The organism is Pseudomonas sp. G3-19, assembly GCF_054855875.1.
In genome coordinates this window covers 78,817-95,382 of the sequence record NZ_JBMPIQ010000003.1, presented here as the reverse complement: position 1 = coordinate 95,382, position 16,566 = coordinate 78,817, and the positions used below count along the sequence as shown (strand labels likewise).

The following is a 16,566-nucleotide window of genomic DNA, read 5'->3' as shown; positions in this document are numbered from 1 at the left end:
GAACTGAACATGCCCGCAGCAAACGCCGCCAGTCCTTGGTACAAGCACCTTTGGCCGTGGATCATCATCGGAATTCTGGCCTGTTCGGTGACCTTGACCCTGTCGATGGTGACCATCGCGGTGAACAACCCGGACAACCTGGTCAACGACAACTATTACGAGGCCGGCAAAGGCATCAACCGCTCGCTGGATCGCGAGCTGCTGGCGCAGGAGCTGAAGATGCGCGCCAGCGTGCATCTGGATGACCTGACCGGCGAAGTCGACCTGCGCCTGAGCGGTGACAGCCAGCCGAAAACCCTGGAACTGAACCTGATCTCGCCGACCCAGCCGGAGAAGGATCGCAAGATCGTCCTGACCCGCAGCGAAACCGAAACCGGCCGTTACATCGGTCAGTTGGGCGACAAGGTCGAAGGCCGGCGTTTTGTCGAATTGCTGGGCACGCAGGACGACCACGTGTGGCGCATGTTCGAAGAGGAACAGGTCAGCCACGACAAGGATCTGCTGCTCGGTGACGAACCGCTGCAGGGCGCCGAAGACCTGGATAAATAAATAAACTGCAGAAGCCCCTCACCCTAACCCTCTCCCGGAGGGAGAGGGTTAGGGTGAGGGGCTCGCATGCCTTGTGTATGGCAGTGACGATATCCGTGGATGCACCTCTTTTCCGGCCTCCATCAATCGGCTCCCTCTCCCTCCGGGAGAGGGCTAGGTTGAGGGCAAGCGGACAACCCCAATGCAAGGGCTTACCCCCTCAACGATGCCATGACCACCCCACTCCCCTGCTACCACTGCGCTCTGCCCGTCCCGTCGGGCAGCCGCTTCACCGCCGTCGTGCTCGGGGAGTCCCGCGAGTTCTGCTGCCCCGGCTGTCAGGCCGTGGCCGAAGCCATCGTCGCCGGTGGTCTGGAAAGCTATTACCAGCATCGCAGCGAAGCCTCGGCCAACCCCGAAGCCTTGCCGGTGCAATTGACCGATGAACTGGCGCTGTACGACCGCGCCGACGTGCAAAAGCCCTTCGTCCGTCACGCGGGCGAGCTCGCCGAAACCACGCTGTTGATGGAAGGCATCAGTTGCGCCGCCTGCGGCTGGCTGATCGAGAAACACCTGCGCAGCCTGCCGGCGGTGGCCGAGGCGCGGCTCAATCTGTCCAACCATCGCCTGCACGTGCAATGGGCCGACGCACAATTGCCGCTGAGCCAGATCCTCGCCGAGCTGCGCCACATCGGTTACGCCGCCCACCCCTATCAGGCCGACCGCGCCAGCGAGCAACTGGCCAGCGAAAACCGTCTCGCGTTGCGTCAGCTCGGTGTCGCCGGGCTGCTGTGGTTTCAGGCAATGATGGCGACCATGGCCACCTGGCCGGAATTCAACATCGACCTCAGCCCCGAACTGCACACGATCCTGCGCTGGGTCGCGCTGTTCCTGACCACACCGATCGTGTTCTACAGCTGCGCGCCGTTCTTCAAGGGCGCGATGCGCGATCTGCGCACCCGCCACCTGACCATGGACGTCTCGGTGTCGCTGGCGATCGGCAGTGCCTACATCGCCGGGATCTGGACCTCGATCACCGGCGTCGGTGAGCTGTATTTCGATGCGGTCGGGATGTTCGCGCTTTTTCTCCTCGCCGGGCGCTATCTGGAGCGACGCGCCCGCGAGCGCACCGCCGCGGCCACCGCGCAGCTTGTGAACCTGTTGCCAGCCTCGTGCCTGCGCCTCGACGCCGACGGCCAGAGCGAACGCATCCTGCTCAGCGAATTGCGCCTGGGTGACAGGGTGCTGGTGCAACCGGGTTCGATCCTGCCGGCGGACGGCAAGATCCTCGACGGCCAGTCGAGCATCGACGAATCGCTGCTGACCGGCGAATACCTGCCGCAACCGCGCACGCTGGGCGATGCGGTCACCGCTGGCACGCTGAATGTCGAAGGCGCGCTCACCGTCGAGGTTCTGGCGCTGGGTCAGGACACGCGCCTGTCGGCCATCGTCCGTCTGCTTGATCGCGCCCAGGCCGAGAAACCGCGACTGGCAGAAATCGCCGACCGCGCTGCGCAATGGTTTCTGCTGTTGTCGCTGATTGCGGCCGCAGCGATCGGCCTGTTGTGGTGGCAGCTGGATTCGTCGCGGGCGTTCTGGATCGTGCTGGCGATGCTGGTGGCGACCTGCCCTTGCGCGCTGTCGCTGGCAACCCCGACGGCGTTGACCGCCGCCACTGGCACCCTGCACAAACTCGGCCTGTTGCTGACGCGCGGCCATGTACTGGAAGGCCTGAACCAGATTGACACGGTGATCTTCGACAAGACCGGCACCCTCACCGAGGGGCGGCTGGTTTTGCGTTCGATCCGTCCACTGGGCACGCTGAACAGCGACCAGTGCCTGAGCCTTGCCGCCGCGTTGGAAAATCGTTCGGAACACCCGATTGCCCGCGCCTTCGGTCGTGCGCCACTGGCGGCTGAAGAAGTGCACAGCACGCCGGGACTCGGCCTCGAAGGGCTGGTTGGCACACAGCGTTTGCGCATCGGTCAGGCAGAATTTGTCTGCGCCCTCAGCGGTTCGCCGCTGCCGGCGATGCCGGATGAACCGGGTCAGTGGCTGCTGCTCGGCGATGACTCGGCAGCGCTGGCGTGGTTCGTTCTCGACGACCGCCTGCGCGACGATGCGCCCGCCCTGCTCGCCGCCTGCAAGGCCCGTGGCTGGCGCACGCTGCTGTTGTCCGGCGACAGCTCGCCGATGGTCACCAGCGTCGCCGCCGAACTGGGTATTGACGAGGCCCGTGGCGGTCTGCGTCCGGACGACAAACTGCAAGTGCTGCAACAGCTGCACGCTCAAGGTCGTAAAGTGCTGATGCTCGGTGATGGGGTGAACGACGTACCGGTGCTGGCCGCTGCCGACATCAGCGTGGCCATGGGATCAGCCACCGATCTGGCGAAAACCAGTGCCGACGCGGTGCTGCTGTCCAACCGCCTCGACGCGCTGGTGCAAGCCTTTACCTTAGCGCGCAGAACCCGTCGGGTAATCATCGAGAACCTGCTGTGGGCGGCGCTGTACAATGGCCTCATGTTGCCGTTCGCCGCCCTCGGCTGGATCACCCCGGTGTGGGCTGCGGTCGGCATGTCGATCAGTTCGTTGACCGTGGTGCTCAACGCCCTGCGCCTGACTCGCCTGCCGAGCGCGCCGGTCGCCGGCACCCGTTCAGAAACCCGCCCGTTGCCGGCCTGAGCCGCGCGGGCCAGGAGTACCGATGCCAGCTCTTTACGTGATGATCCCGGCCGCCCTGCTGATCGTGGCCATCGCCGTGTACATCTTCTTCTGGGCGGTGGACAGCGGGCAGTACGACGACCTCGATGGTCCGGCCCACAGCATCCTGTTCGATGATCAGGACCCGAACCACACCGCCGCCGTGGACGAAGCCAAAGCCGACAAACCGCAGGACAAGGCGCCACCCCATGCTTGAGCTGGCGCCGCTGCTGGTTTCCGCGCTGATCCTCGGCCTGCTCGGCGGCGGTCACTGCCTGGGGATGTGCGGCGGCCTGATGGGCGCGCTGACCCTGGCGATTCCCAAGGAGCAGCGCAGCCGACGCTTTCGTCTGCTGCTGGCGTACAACCTCGGACGGATCCTCAGTTACGCGACCGCCGGTTTGCTGATCGGCCTCGCCGGTTGGGCGGTGGCGAACAGCCCGGCGGCGATGGTCATGCGCATCCTCGCCGGACTGCTGCTGATCGCCATGGGCCTGTATCTGGCCGGCTGGTGGAGCGGCCTGACCCGCATCGAAAGTCTTGGTCGTGGTTTGTGGCGTTACATTCAACCGGTGGCCAATCGATTGCTGCCGGTGTCGACACTGCCCCGTGCGTTATTGCTCGGCGCGCTATGGGGCTGGCTGCCGTGCGGACTGGTTTACAGCACGCTGCTGTGGTCGGCGAGCCAGGGCAATGCGCTGGACAGTGCGCTGTTGATGCTGGCGTTCGGGCTGGGCACATGGCCGGTGCTGCTGGCGACCGGGCTGGCGGCCGAGCGGGTCACGGCGTTGCTGCGTAAACGCAGCGTGCGCATGGCTGGGGGGTTGTTGGTGATTGTGTTCGGGATCTGGACGCTTCCTGGCCCTCACCAACATTGGTTGATGGGCCACTAAACAGTGGTGAGGGAGCAAGCTCCCTCACCACAAAAGCAGTGACTACCAATCCGCCGTTGATGCAAATCAACAGCCCCGTCGTCGCACCCCGATAGACTCGCCACACTGCCAGCCTATCCGGGGGAATGCCCGCATGCTCGACGCCATTCGTTGGGACACTGATCTGATCCGCCGCTACGACCTGGCGGGGCCGCGCTACACCTCGTATCCGACGGCCGTGCAATTCAACAGCCAGGTCGGCACCTTCGACCTGTTCCACGCCCTGCGCGACAGCCGCAAGGCGTTGCGCCCGTTGTCGCTGTATGTGCACGTGCCGTTCTGCGCGAACATTTGCTACTACTGCGCCTGCAACAAGGTCATCACCAAGGATCGCGGGCGAGCGCAGCCGTATCTGCAACGGCTGGAGCAGGAAATCCAGTTGATCGCCTGCCACCTGGAACCGGCGCAGAAAGTCGAGCAACTGCACTTTGGTGGCGGCACTCCGACCTTTCTCAGCCACGACGAACTGCGGCAGTTGATGGCGCACCTGCGCAAACACTTCAATCTGCTGGATGACGATTCCGGCGACTACGGCATCGAGATCGACCCGCGCGAGGCCGACTGGTCGACCATGGGTCTGTTGCGCGAACTCGGCTTCAACCGGGTCAGCATCGGCCTGCAAGACCTCGACCCGGCGGTGCAACGGGCGGTCAATCGCCTGCAAAGCCTGGAAGAAACCCGCGCGGTGATCGACGCCGCGCGCACCCTGCAATTTCGCTCGATCAACATCGACCTGATCTACGGCCTGCCGAAGCAGACCCCGGAGAACTTTGCGCGCACCGTCGAGGAAGTCATCAGCCTGCAACCGGATCGACTCTCGGTGTTCAACTATGCACACCTGCCGGAGCGCTTCATGCCGCAGCGGCGGATCAACAGCCACGAACTGCCAAGCCCTGCGCAAAAACTGGAAATGCTCCAGCGCACCATCGAACAACTGACCGCCGCCGGCTACCGCTACATCGGCATGGACCACTTCGCGCTGCCCGACGATGAGCTGGCAATCGCTCAGGAAGAACAGACCCTGCAGCGCAACTTTCAGGGCTACACCACTCACGGCCATTGCGACCTGATTGGTCTTGGGGTGTCGGCGATCAGCCAGATCGGCGACCTCTACTGCCAGAACAACAGCGATCTGAACCAGTACCAGAACACCCTCGCCGCCGCGCAACTGGCAACCAGCCGTGGCCTGGTGTGCAATGCCGACGATCGCCTGCGGCGTGCGGTGATCCAGCAACTGATCTGCAATTTCAGCCTGGAATTCGCCGAAATCGAGCAAGCGTTCAACATCGATTTTCAGGGCTATTTCGGCGAGCTGTGGCCGCAACTGCAAGGCATGGCCAACGATGGATTGATCACGCTGGAACGCGAGCGCATCGAGGTGTTGCCGGCCGGGCGTCTGCTGGTGCGTTCGGTGTGCATGGTGTTCGACGCGTATCTGGAACAGCAGAACCGCCAGCGCTTCTCGCGGGTGATCTAGTTTTTCGTCAGCAGTGAGCCGAGTTTGAGGTTCTGCTCGGAGGTGAGGCCGGACTGATCCATGACTTTGGACAGGGCCAGATTGGCGCTGATCAGCCCGGTATTCAGGGCGGCGATGGCACCGCGCAGCGCGGCGAGCATATTGACCTTGGCTTCGTTGGTCAGTGTTCTGTCGGACATGACGGCCGCCATCCGGGCTTTCTTCTCGGCGATCTCTTTTTGCAGTTTGCGGATCATCTTCAGCAACTGCTGGACGTTCTCGGGCAAGCCGCTGTCTTCGATGTCGCTGTTCTCACCACTGACGCTGAAGGATTTTTCGATGGAGGCGCCGGACAGCGACACTTTGACGCCCTCGACCAAGGTCGGGGTTGTCAACGGCGCAGAGGCGGCATTCTGCTCGCTGTCGGTGCCCGTCCTGGCGGTGCTCGGCACAGACGCAACGCCGCTATTACCGGGGTTCAGCGTGTCAATGGCGGCCATCGAAGCGATTCCTTGCATGCGTGGTGATACCCCTTTATCGGCCACTTGCCCTGCGGCTTTACGCCCGCGGGACAAACTCGCCACAGGCTGGCCTGAATGTCCCCCCGTGGGTTACCCTTACGTCTTATGTGTGTTTTCCCACAAGGATTTAAGAAATGTCCGAGCCAGTCAAACTGCGCGCTCACAACCAGGCCCATTGCAAGGATTGCAGCCTGGCCCCTCTCTGCCTGCCACTTTCTCTGAATCTGGAAGACATGGATGCGCTGGACGAAATCGTTAAACGTGGCCGCCCGTTGAAAAAGGGTGAGTTCCTGTTCCGTCAGGGCGACACCTTCGATTCCGTTTATGCAGTACGCTCCGGCGCGCTGAAGACCTTCAGCCTGAGCGACAGCGGCGAAGAACAGCTGACCGGTTTCCACCTGCCGAGCGAACTGGTCGGCCTGTCCGGCATGGACACCGAGAAACACCCGGTGTCGGCCCAGGCCCTGGAGACCACCTCGGTCTGTGAAATTCCTTTCGAACGCCTTGATGAACTGGCCCTGCAACTGCCGCAGCTGCGCCGTCAGTTGATGCGGGTGATGAGCCGCGAGATCCGTGACGACCAGCAAATGATGCTGTTGCTGTCGAAAAAAACCGCCGACGAGCGCATCGCCACGTTCCTGGTCAACCTATCGGCCCGCTTCCGTGCTCGCGGGTTCTCGGCCAACCAGTTCCGCTTGAGCATGTCGCGTAATGAAATCGGCAATTATCTGGGCCTGGCGGTGGAAACCGTGTCACGGGTATTCACCCGCTTCCAGCAGAACGAACTGATCGCCGCCGAGGGCAAAGAGATCCACATCCTCGACCCGATCCAGCTCTGCGCCCTGGCCGGCGGCTCGCTCGAAGGCTGATCTCGATCCGCGGTTGAGCGAAGCGTTTCAGCCGCGGGTATACTGCGCCGTTTGCAGCCCTGCCAGGACACCTCGACGATGGTCTTCGACTCCTTCGACATCAAATCCCTGATCCGCCCCGTGATCGACTTCCCGAAACCGGGCGTGATCTTTCGCGACATCACCCCGCTGTTCCAGTCGCCCAAGGCCCTGCGCCTGGTGATGGACAGCTTCGCCCACCGTTATGTGGAAGCCGATTTCACCCACATCGGCGCGATGGATGCGCGCGGTTTCCTGATCGGTTCGGTGCTGGCCTACCAACTGAACAAGCCGCTGGTGCTGTTCCGCAAGCAGGGAAAACTGCCGGCGGACGTGTTGGCCGAGGGTTATGCGACCGAATACGGTGAAGCGTTCCTCGAAGTACACGCCGACAGCCTGTGCGAAGGCGATTCGGTGGTGATGTTCGATGACCTGATTGCCACCGGTGGCACGCTGATCGCCGCGGCCAACCTGATCCGCCGCATGGGCGCGCGGGTGCATGAAGCGGCGGCGATCATTGATCTGCCGGAGCTGGGGGGTTCGCAGCGCCTGGAAGATATGGGGATTCCTACTTTCTGTCTGACGCAGTTTGCTTTGACTGACAAGTAAGCGGCGTCTGTACTGGCGCCTTCGCGAGCAAGCCCGCTCCCACAGAGGATTTGTGAACGCCACAGATCCAATGTGGGAGCGGGCTTGCTCGCGAAGGGGCCTGCAGCCTCACCGCAGAACCTAAAGCCCCATCTGCTTGCTGATGATCTCGTTCATCACCTCCCGCGTCCCGCCGCCAATCGACAGAATGCGGTTATCCCGATACAGCCGCTCCACCAGACTTTCGCGCATGTAACCCAGGCCACCAAGAATCTGCACTGCCTCGGTGGTAATCCGGTCCGAGGTGTCCGTGGCAACGTTCTTGGCCATGGAAATCTCCTTGATCACGCTCTGCCCCGCCGCCATTTTCGCCGCCTGGCGGTAGGTGAACTCGCGCGATACTTCCAGCGCCGTGGCCATTTCGGCCAGCCGATGCTTGATCACCTGGAACTTGCCGATGGGTTTGCCGAACGCCTCACGCTCGCGCGCCCACTTCAGCGCCTCTTCGAGCGCGAGCTGCGAGGTCATGTTGGCCATCAGTGCCAGCGCCAGTCGTTCACTCTGGAAATTACCCATGATGCAGGCGAAGCCCATGTTCTCGGCGCCGATCAGATTGCCCACAGGCACCCTGCAATCGTCGAAGAACAGTTCAGCGGTGTCCGAGGCCCACCAGCCCATTTTCTTCAGTTGGCGGCCTACGGTGAAGCCTGGGGCGCCCTTCTCGATCAGCAATAGGCTGATGCCGCCGAAACCCGGCGCTCCGGTGCGCACTGCGACGGTGTAGAAATCGGCACGTACGCCGCTTGTGATAAAGGTTTTGCTGCCACTGACCCGGTAGAACTCGCCGTCACGCACGGCGCGGGTTTGCAGGTTGGCGACGTCGGAACCGCCGCCGGGCTCGGTGACCGCCAGGGCGCTGATTTTCTCGCCGCTGAGCACTTGCGGCACGACGCGCTCGCGCACCTCGGGCCGGGCCCATTTGACGATCTGTGGCAGGCCGATATCCAGCGAACCGAGGCCCGCGACCAGACCACCGGAGCCGCAGCGCATCAGTTCTTCGCTGGCGGCAACCTTGGCGAACACATCACCTTCGTGGCTGCCACCCAGCGCTTCGGGATAACCGATGCCGAGAATCCCCGCCGCCCCGGCCTTCTGGTACAGCTCACGGGGAAAGCTTTCGGCCTCTTCCCACGCATTGATGTCCGGCAGGATCTCGCGCTCGACGAAACGTCTGACGCTGTCGCGGACCATTTGGTGGCTGGGGTCGAAGTATTCCTGGAAAGCAGGCATCGGCGAACTCCACTGAGGGGTTGGCCGACGTTAACCGAGCGCTTGCTTGGTTTTCAATAGGTTTGTGTGAATCAGTCAGACCGAGGTGCGCCATTCGCGAGCAAGCCCGCTCCCACATTCGACCGCATTCAATCTGAATGAACTCGATCAACTGTGGGAGCGGGCTTGCTCGCGAAGGCGTCTGTTCAGACACCCTATGACTTAGAGGGAAATCGGCTTACGCCCGGCAAACGAATGCGCCAGTGTCCCGCCATCCACCAACTCCAGCTCCCCACCCAGCGGCACACCGTGGGCAATCCGCGAGGCGATCAAGCCTTTGTTGGCCAGAAGCTGGGCGATGTAATGCGCAGTAGCTTCACCTTCCACCGTCGGGTTGGTGGCGAGGATGACTTCAGTAAACGTGCCCGCCTCTTCAATACGCGCCATCAGCTGCGGAATACCGATAGCTTCCGGCCCCAGACCGTCGAGCGGCGACAGGTGGCCCTTGAGCACGAAGTAGCGCCCACGGAAACCCGTTTGCTCCACCGCATACACGTCCATCGGCCCTTCCACCACGCACAGCAGCGTGTCGTCGCGGCGCGTGTCGGCGCACTGCGGGCACAGATCGTCTTCGGTCAGCGTGCGGCACTGACGGCAGTGCCCCACCCCTTCCATGGCCTGGCTCAAGGCCTGGGCCAGGCGCGTGCCGCCGCTGCGATCACGCTCGAGCAACTGCAACGCCATGCGCTGGGCGGTTTTCTGACCCACGCCCGGCAAAGTGCGCAGGGCGTCGATCAGTTGGCGAATCAAAGGGCTGAAGCTCATGGGTAAAAAGTCCGACAAAACAACGAGACGCGGTTTATACCCGCGCCTCTGGCCAGCGTCAAATGCTCAGTCCTGGGCGACCTTCACCACCAGTTTGCCGAAGTTGCGCCCCTCCAGCAGACCGATGAACGCCTCGGGCGCCTGCTCCAGACCTTCCACCACGTCTTCGCGGAATTTGACCTTGCCGTCGCGCACCCACGGCACCATATGGCTGATGAACTCAGGCTGGCGGTCGCCGTAGTCGTCAAACACGATGAAGCCCTGAATCCGTACACGCTTGGTCAGCAGGGTGCGTTGCAGCATCGGCAGACGATCCGGACCTTGCGGCGCTTCAGTGGCGTTGTAACCGGCGATCAGCCCGCACAGCGGGATCCGCGCCTTGGGGTTGAGCAGCGGCACCACGGCATCGAACACATGCCCGCCGACGTTCTCGTAATAGATGTCGATGCCATTCGGGCAAGCCTTGGCCAGTTGTTCGGCAAAGTCCGGCGCCCTGTGATCGATGCAGGCATCAAACCCCAGTTCCTCGACCACGTATTTGCATTTGTCGGCACCACCGGCCACACCCACGGCGCGCAGGCCCTTGATCTTCGCCACCTGACCGACCACTGAACCGACCGCACCGGACGCTGCAGCCACCACCAGGGTCTCGCCTTCTTTCGGCTGACCGATGTCGATCAGCCCCATGTACGCGGTCATCCCCGGCATGCCCAGTACACCGAGCGCCATCGACGGGCTCGGCAGACCGGACGGAATCGGCATGATGTTGCGCCCGTCGCTGATGCTGTGGCTTTGCCAGCCGGTGAGGCCGACCACCAGATCGCCCTGGTGGAATTTCGGATGACGGGAATTCTCGACACGGCTGACAGCGCCACCGGTCATCACTTCGCCGATTTGTACCGGCGCGGCGTAGGATGGTGCATCGCTCATGCGCCCGCGCATGTAAGGGTCCAGCGACAGGTACAGGGTTTTCAGCAACACCTGGCCGTCTTCGAGATCCGGCAACGCTTCGCGCTCCAGACGGAAGTTTTCCGGAGTCGGCGCGCCCACCGGACGTGAAGCGAGGACGAAGCGTTGGTTGAGGGTCAGAGGGTCGGACATGTCAGCGTCTCCTGTGAATGGGGAATTCGGGGGTATAGGGAGCAGACCTTTGGCGGCGGTGGTGGGTTCGATGTTTCTTCAGTTGGTCCGAGTCGACGCCTTCGCGAGCAAGCCCGCTCCCACAGGAAGAACGCATTCCAAATGTGGGAGCGGGCTTGCTCGCGAAAGCGTCAGCTCTGCCAACACATGACACTCAGGCAGAAACAAAAATGCCAGGCGCGATGCCTGGCATTTTGTGTAGCTCATCCAACTCGCGATGGCGAATCAGAATGGCAGTTTCATACCTGCTGGCAGGTTCATGCCGGCGGTCATGCTGCCCATTTTTTCCTGGCTGTTGGCTTCGATCTTGCGCACGGCGTCGTTGACGGCCGCGGCGACAACGGCTTCGAGCATTTCCTTGTCGTCTTCGCTCAGGCCTTCAACCAGGCTTGGGTCGATGCTGACGCTTTTCACGTCGTGACGACCGGTCATCACCACGGTGACCATATCGCCACCGGCCTTGCCGGTGACTTCGGCGTTGGCCAGTTCTTCCTGCATCTTGGCCATTTTTTCCTGCATCTGCTGCGCCTGCTTCATCAGGCCGGCCATGCCACCTTTCATCATGGGAATCACCTCAAAAGTACTTGGATCAAAACAGCGCCCGGCACTTAACGCCGAACGCCCTCAGTTATTAGCCTTGGGCGACCAAGGCATCGACAGGTTCAATAGTATCGTGTCGCACGACCGCACCGAACTGCTGGACCATCTGCTGGATGAACGGATCACCGTGGATCGATTCCTCCGCCTCGCGCTGACGGTTGGCCCGGCGACGGGACGCGGCCTGCGCCGGGGTTTCCTGCTCGGGCTTGATCAATTCGATGGTCAGGGTCAGCGTGCGACCGTGGAACTGGTTCAACGCATCGTTCAGGCGCCGCTGTTGCGTGGCGTTGAACAGCGCGCTGTGCGCCGGGTCCAGGTGCATCAGCCAGTGGTCGCCATCGACCGCGATCAGCGTGCAGTTGGCGGCAATGCTGCCGGTCATGCCGGAGATCGGCAGTTGCGGGAACAGCTCCAGCCATTGCAACGCCAGACCGGTGGCCGGCGCTGCGGCAGGCTCCGGCTCGGGTTCCGGGGCCGGCTCGGCGGTGTGTTCGCTGGCCAGGTCGTCGAGGTAGCTGTAGGCCGAATCCATGTCCGGCTCGATGTAGTCTTCGTCCAGCGGCGGCTCGTCGTCGAGGTCCATGCCTGGAGTGGCGGCATCGACGTCGGCGACCGACGGCTCGGGAATCGGCGCAGCGGCCCACTCCGGTGCATCCGGCACCACGCTGTCCGGGGTCGGCAGCGGCATCGGCGGCAACTCGGGCTGCTCGCTGGCGGTTTCCAGCACAGGCTCGACGGCTGGTTGCTGCACCGGCTCGGGTTCTGGCTCGGGTTCGACCGGGTCGTTCCACGGCAGGTCGACCAGCGCTTCGGCGGCGACCGGTTCAGGTTCTGCTTCTGGCGCGGGTGCCGGCGCAGCCACCACCACAGGCGCTGGAGCCGGCGCTGGCGCAACCACCGGTGCAGGCGCGACAGCCGCAGCGACTACCGGCGCAGGCTTGGGCGCGGCAGCCACTGAGTTTGCGGAATCAACTGTGGCCTGGCTGATCCCCACTGGCTTTAGCGGTTGCCTCGGGGCGTCCGCCGTGTCAGCTGGCCGGAAGGCCAACATCCGCAGCAGGACCATTTCGAAGCCACCACGGGGATCTGGCGCCAGCGGCAAATCGCGGCGACCGATCAGGCCCATCTGGTAATAGAACTGCACGTCTTCGGCCGGCAGCGCCTGCGCCAGCGCCAATACGCGGTCACGGTCGCCATGACCGTTGTCGACACCTTCAGGCAAGGCCTGGGCGATGGCGACGCGGTGCAGCACGTTGAGAATTTCCGAGAGCACGCCGTTCCAGTCCGGGCCTTGCTCGGCCAGGTGGCGCACGGCTTCGAGCAACGCCTTGGCGTCGCCTTCGATCAGTGCATGCAGCACGTCGAAGACCTGGCCGTGATCCAGCGTGCCGAGCATCGCCCGCACATCGGCGGCCAATACCTTGCCTTCACCGAAGGCGATGGCCTGGTCGGTCAGGCTCATGGCGTCACGCATCGAGCCGTCAGCGGCGCGGCCCAGCAACCACAGCGCGTCGTCTTCAAACGGCACGTTTTCGGCGCCGAGCACGTGGGTCAGATGCTCGACCACGCGCTCGGGCGTCATGTTCTTCAGCGAGAACTGCAGGCAACGCGACAAAATCGTTGCCGGAAGTTTCTGCGGATCCGTCGTCGCCAAGATGAACTTGACGTACGGCGGCGGCTCTTCGAGGGTTTTCAGCAGCGCATTGAAGGAATGGCTGGAGAGCATGTGCACTTCGTCGATCAGGTAGACCTTGAAGCGCCCACGGCTCGGCGCGTACTGCACGTTGTCGAGCAGCTCGCGGGTGTCTTCGACCTTGGTCCGGCTCGCGGCGTCGATCTCGATCAGGTCGACGAAGCGCCCTTCATCGATCTCGCGGCATACCGAACACTCGCCGCAGGGGCTGGAAGTGATACCTGTTTCACAGTTCAGGCATTTGGCAATGATCCGCGCAATGGTGGTCTTACCGACCCCGCGGGTACCGGTGAACAGGTACGCGTGATGCAGCCGCTGGCTGTCCAAGGCATTGATCAGAGCCTTGAGCACATGGGTCTGGCCGACCATTTCGCGGAACGAGCGCGGACGCCATTTACGTGCAAGAACCTGATAACTCATCGAAAACCGTCGCAACGAAGGAAGCTGAAGCGGCTAATGCTAGCGGAGCAAGGGCAAAATTGCATCCGGTGTGCTCGTCTAATCTGGCTAAGCTGCTGTTGGCGGGGAAATTTCGCTCATGATCGGGACTCATCGGAGCATGTATGCGTTGGGCCTTGGGAGCCTTGTTGGGGATCAGTCTGAGCGTGAGCGCGGCCGAACCGCCGCTGCGCTTCGTCGTGGCCGACAGCTGGGCGATGCCGATGGTGCAGATCGACCATGGCCGCCCAACCCAGGGCATCCTCCACGACATCATGCTCAGCCTTGCGACGCAGGTCGGCGTGCCGGCCGAATTCCACGTCCTGCCGCGCGCCCGGGTGCAGAACGCCATGGAGCACGGCGAAGTCGACGTGCGCTGCTATGCCGCACAATCGTGGCTGCCGAATCAGTCCGGGGACTATATCTGGAGCCTTCCGCTGCTGTTCCAGCGCGATTTGCTGATCAGCCGCGACGCTCAGCCGCCCCGCGTCGACCCTGCCGACCTGCCCCGCCAATCGATCGGCACCGTGCTCGGCTATACCTATCCGACCCTGCAACCGCTGTTCGACGCCGATCGCCTGCAACGCGAGGACGCGCGTAATCAGGAACAAGTACTGGAAAAACTCCTGGCCGGCCGCTACCGCTATGCGGTGAGCAATCAATGGACACTGGACTGGTTCAATCAGCGCCTGCTGCCCGGGCAGCAACTGCACGGCGTCGCGGTGTTGCAGGAGCAGCATGTCGGCTGCTACGTGAGGAATGACCCTCAGGTGCCGGTGCAGCGGATCTTGCGCACGTTGTTGCGGATGAAAATGTCGGGGGAGATTGATGACATCATCCGGTTGTATACCGGGTCCACTGAAGCCACCCCATAACCCATTGTGGGAGCGGGCTTGCTCGCGAAGGCGGTGTGTCAGTCATCTGATTCGTTAACTGGCACACCGCCTTCGCGAGCAAGCCCGCTCCCACAGGGGGACATTTCCGACAGAGAATTATTCAGTAGCCGTGCGACTCACGGAATTTCTGGTAGTCGTGAAATTCGATCCATTCGACCACATCGTACGGCAGATAAAGCTGCTGCCGGGCGCGGGAGATGGCGATGTACACGGCGCAGATCCGCTGATCGAACGCGTAGGCGTCCTTGAACTGCACATTGGTCAGCAGTTCGGGCGTCAGCAGAACGCGGTCGAACTCCATGCCGCCCGCCTCGTGCGCCTGCATCAACAGGCAGCTTTTGCCGGGGCCGCCGATCATCCGGTTGAGCCGGGTCAGGTCAGCGACCTTGAAGCCCTTCTCCAGTTCGGCCTCGACCCACAGAAACGCCTCGTCGAACTGGTTGGCATCGCGCACCTGCTGCCACTTCGGCAGATCGCTGAAATAGCGATGCGGGCCCTTCTCGCTGTGTTCGGCACTGTAGAAGTCGACCCTGAACAGTTCGATGGCGGTGATCATGAAGTGCTCGAGGTCGCGCTGGGCTTTCATGTCGGCAAAGCTGAACAGGCAATTGGCATCGTGCAGCTGCATGGCCCACTTCATGGTGTCCCAAGGGGACGCCGTCAGCACCACGCAACCTTCCGGCGGGACAAAGCCCTGCGGATAAAACTCGATGCCGACGTCAGCTTCACGCGCGCCTTCGAACGGCACCTTGCTCTTTTCCGAGTGCCGGGAAATCAGCGGATTGACCAGACGTTCGACGTTGCGCCCCGAGCGCACCGAATAGGTGATATCGCTCTGGCGCACTTCACGCTTTCTTTTCACCAGATCGCGCTCGGCATGCTGATACTCATCGCCCAGCGTGATCAGCACCTGTCGGCCACGCTCGATTATCTGCAGCAGCGAAGCGGGAATGTCCTGACTCTCGTCAATCAGCACGTGGGTATAACGCGGCGGCACCACGCAGCCCGCAAGGCTTGCACGCTTGATCAGCAACAAGGCTTCAAAGCCGCTCTGCCGGCCCCACGCCGGGTTGGCCTCAAGGTAAGTCCAGACGCGGCTTGAATATTCCAGCAGCACCTTGGACTCAAGGCTGGACAAGGACAGTTTGAAATACGGCAGATGATGCGCCGACAGGCTGTAATCCCGGGAGTGGCAATAGCGCTCGAGGGTTTCCAGACAGACGTTGAGAGTCCTTTGCGCGTCATGCTCGCGAAAGCCGAGGATGTTCAGCTCCTGCGCCAGACTCTGTTTGCTCGCGACTCGGCCGGCGGCGCTTGCCGGCTGTGGCTTGCGCCCATAAATCAGCCCGCGCGCGAACGCCTCAAAGGTGATGCCTGGCTTGCGTTCACTGGCAACGCCCATGCGCTGGCACAGGGTTGCGAGTTTTTCCGGGGTGCGTGCCAGCAAAAGGGTTTTCCCGGGGTCCAGGCACTCGGTCAAGGCACCGACCAGGTGGCTCTTGCCGATCCCGGCATAGCCTTGCACGTGCAGGTCTTCATCGAGGTTGGCGCGGAAGGTTCTGACCAGTTTGTCCTGCGCGGCGCTGAGCCAGCGCTCGCGGTGCGCGGGGCTGATCATCTGCTGGCTGAACGGATTGTTGATCGCGTGGTGGCGCGTCTTGAACTCGTCATCCCACTTGCCATCGGGCAGCAGGTAATCCTGCGCCGACACCTCTTCGGCCAACAGCAATCGCAGGTTCAATCCCCTGATGGCGTTCAGGCCGAAGTACAACTGGCGCGGGTCGAACAGCCGTTGCGCCTCGGACAGCAGCCCTGCCCCGCCATCGACCGCCCAGGCGATCAGTCGCGCCAGCACCTTCTCCGCCGCTACGGCGGTGAGATCCTTTTCGGTGGCCTGAGCCAGATTCTGGATGACCAGCACGGCGGCCAGCTGCGCATCCGTCAACTCGCCGAGGGTTTTTGCGCCATCGGGCTGCAACAGGCTGGCGCAGGTCTCATCCGTCACGGGCAAGTACACGGCGGTGGATAAATCGTGATGTTCCGGGTGCATACAACCTCGTAGCCAGGGCGCGAACTTGTCAACGACGCGCGCA

At 62.6% G+C, this 16,566-nt stretch carries 15 protein-coding genes; 8 read left to right on the top strand and 7 right to left on the bottom strand.

The window, feature by feature from the left end:
• The first annotated feature begins 9 nt into the window (after window positions 1-9).
• The 5 genes from ACOYXI_RS00700 (at window position 10) to hemN (ending at window position 5,637) form a co-directional block, all read left to right on the top strand.
• Window positions 10-549 carry a FixH family protein gene (locus tag ACOYXI_RS00700; RefSeq protein WP_096797655.1) on the top strand — a complete coding sequence of 180 codons (540 nt, stop codon included), beginning with the start codon at window positions 10-12 and terminating at the stop codon, window positions 547-549.
• A gap of 210 nt (window positions 550-759) precedes the next feature.
• The gene (locus ACOYXI_RS00695; protein WP_461674127.1) at window positions 760-3,210 is read left to right on the top strand and encodes a heavy metal translocating P-type ATPase; all 2,451 of its coding nucleotides are present in this window, start codon (window positions 760-762) and stop codon (window positions 3,208-3,210) included.
• A 22-nt stretch (window positions 3,211-3,232) separates the two neighbouring features.
• Window positions 3,233-3,445, top strand: a complete 213-nt coding sequence (gene ccoS, locus ACOYXI_RS00690) for a cbb3-type cytochrome oxidase assembly protein CcoS (RefSeq protein ID WP_007965536.1) — start codon at window positions 3,233-3,235, stop codon at window positions 3,443-3,445.
• Entirely contained in the window at window positions 3,438-4,121 is a 684-nt protein-coding gene (locus ACOYXI_RS00685) for a sulfite exporter TauE/SafE family protein (RefSeq protein WP_097087645.1), read from the top strand. The genes ccoS and ACOYXI_RS00685 overlap by 8 nt, the downstream gene beginning before the upstream one ends.
• 133 nt (window positions 4,122-4,254) lie before the next feature.
• On the top strand, window positions 4,255-5,637 hold the full coding sequence (hemN, locus tag ACOYXI_RS00680) for an oxygen-independent coproporphyrinogen III oxidase (RefSeq protein ID WP_134785870.1): 1,383 nt from the start codon (window positions 4,255-4,257) through the stop codon (window positions 5,635-5,637).
• Here hemN and ACOYXI_RS00675 read toward each other — a convergent pair.
• Window positions 5,634-6,116 (bottom strand): hypothetical protein, encoded by a 483-nt coding sequence (locus ACOYXI_RS00675; RefSeq protein WP_098967978.1) that lies wholly within the window; start codon window positions 6,114-6,116, stop codon window positions 5,634-5,636. The two genes, hemN and ACOYXI_RS00675, sit on opposite strands and share 4 nt — an antisense overlap.
• Before the next feature lie 155 nt (window positions 6,117-6,271).
• Here ACOYXI_RS00675 and fnr point away from each other — a divergent pair, with 155 nt between their 5' ends.
• Window positions 6,272-7,006, top strand: coding sequence for a fumarate/nitrate reduction transcriptional regulator Fnr (fnr, locus tag ACOYXI_RS00670; protein ID WP_003223347.1), 735 nt, complete (start codon window positions 6,272-6,274; stop codon window positions 7,004-7,006).
• A gap of 78 nt (window positions 7,007-7,084) precedes the next feature.
• Window positions 7,085-7,633: an adenine phosphoribosyltransferase gene (locus ACOYXI_RS00665; RefSeq protein ID WP_003223345.1), complete on the top strand. Its 549-nt coding sequence runs from the start codon at window positions 7,085-7,087 to the stop codon at window positions 7,631-7,633.
• 120 nt (window positions 7,634-7,753) lie between these two features.
• On the opposite strand, the gene ACOYXI_RS00660 is transcribed toward ACOYXI_RS00665, so the two are convergent.
• From ACOYXI_RS00660 to dnaX, 5 genes are all read right to left on the bottom strand, one after another.
• Window positions 7,754-8,902 (bottom strand): acyl-CoA dehydrogenase family protein, encoded by a 1,149-nt coding sequence (locus tag ACOYXI_RS00660; RefSeq protein WP_461674126.1) that lies wholly within the window; start codon window positions 8,900-8,902, stop codon window positions 7,754-7,756.
• A 201-nt stretch (window positions 8,903-9,103) separates the two neighbouring features.
• Window positions 9,104-9,706, bottom strand: coding sequence for a recombination mediator RecR (recR, locus tag ACOYXI_RS00655; protein ID WP_007965550.1), 603 nt, complete (start codon window positions 9,704-9,706; stop codon window positions 9,104-9,106).
• A 66-nt stretch (window positions 9,707-9,772) separates the two neighbouring features.
• A complete protein-coding gene (locus ACOYXI_RS00650; RefSeq protein WP_134785868.1) occupies window positions 9,773-10,807 on the bottom strand; it encodes an NADP-dependent oxidoreductase in 1,035 nt (344 codons plus the stop codon).
• Window positions 10,808-11,071: 264 nt separating this feature from the next.
• Window positions 11,072-11,410 carry a YbaB/EbfC family nucleoid-associated protein gene (locus ACOYXI_RS00645; RefSeq protein WP_003223337.1) on the bottom strand — a complete coding sequence of 113 codons (339 nt, stop codon included), beginning with the start codon at window positions 11,408-11,410 and terminating at the stop codon, window positions 11,072-11,074.
• A 67-nt stretch (window positions 11,411-11,477) separates the two neighbouring features.
• Window positions 11,478-13,559, bottom strand: coding sequence for a DNA polymerase III subunit gamma/tau (dnaX, locus tag ACOYXI_RS00640; protein ID WP_461674125.1), 2,082 nt, complete (start codon window positions 13,557-13,559; stop codon window positions 11,478-11,480).
• Window positions 13,560-13,702: 143 nt separating this feature from the next.
• Here dnaX and ACOYXI_RS00635 point away from each other — a divergent pair, with 143 nt between their 5' ends.
• Window positions 13,703-14,452: a substrate-binding periplasmic protein gene (locus tag ACOYXI_RS00635; protein WP_097087634.1), complete on the top strand. Its 750-nt coding sequence runs from the start codon at window positions 13,703-13,705 to the stop codon at window positions 14,450-14,452.
• Window positions 14,453-14,573: 121 nt separating this feature from the next.
• Here ACOYXI_RS00635 and ACOYXI_RS00630 read toward each other — a convergent pair whose 3' ends face one another.
• Window positions 14,574-16,523: a hypothetical protein gene (locus ACOYXI_RS00630; protein WP_461674124.1), complete on the bottom strand. Its 1,950-nt coding sequence runs from the start codon at window positions 16,521-16,523 to the stop codon at window positions 14,574-14,576.
• Window positions 16,524-16,566: the final 43 nt, after the last annotated feature.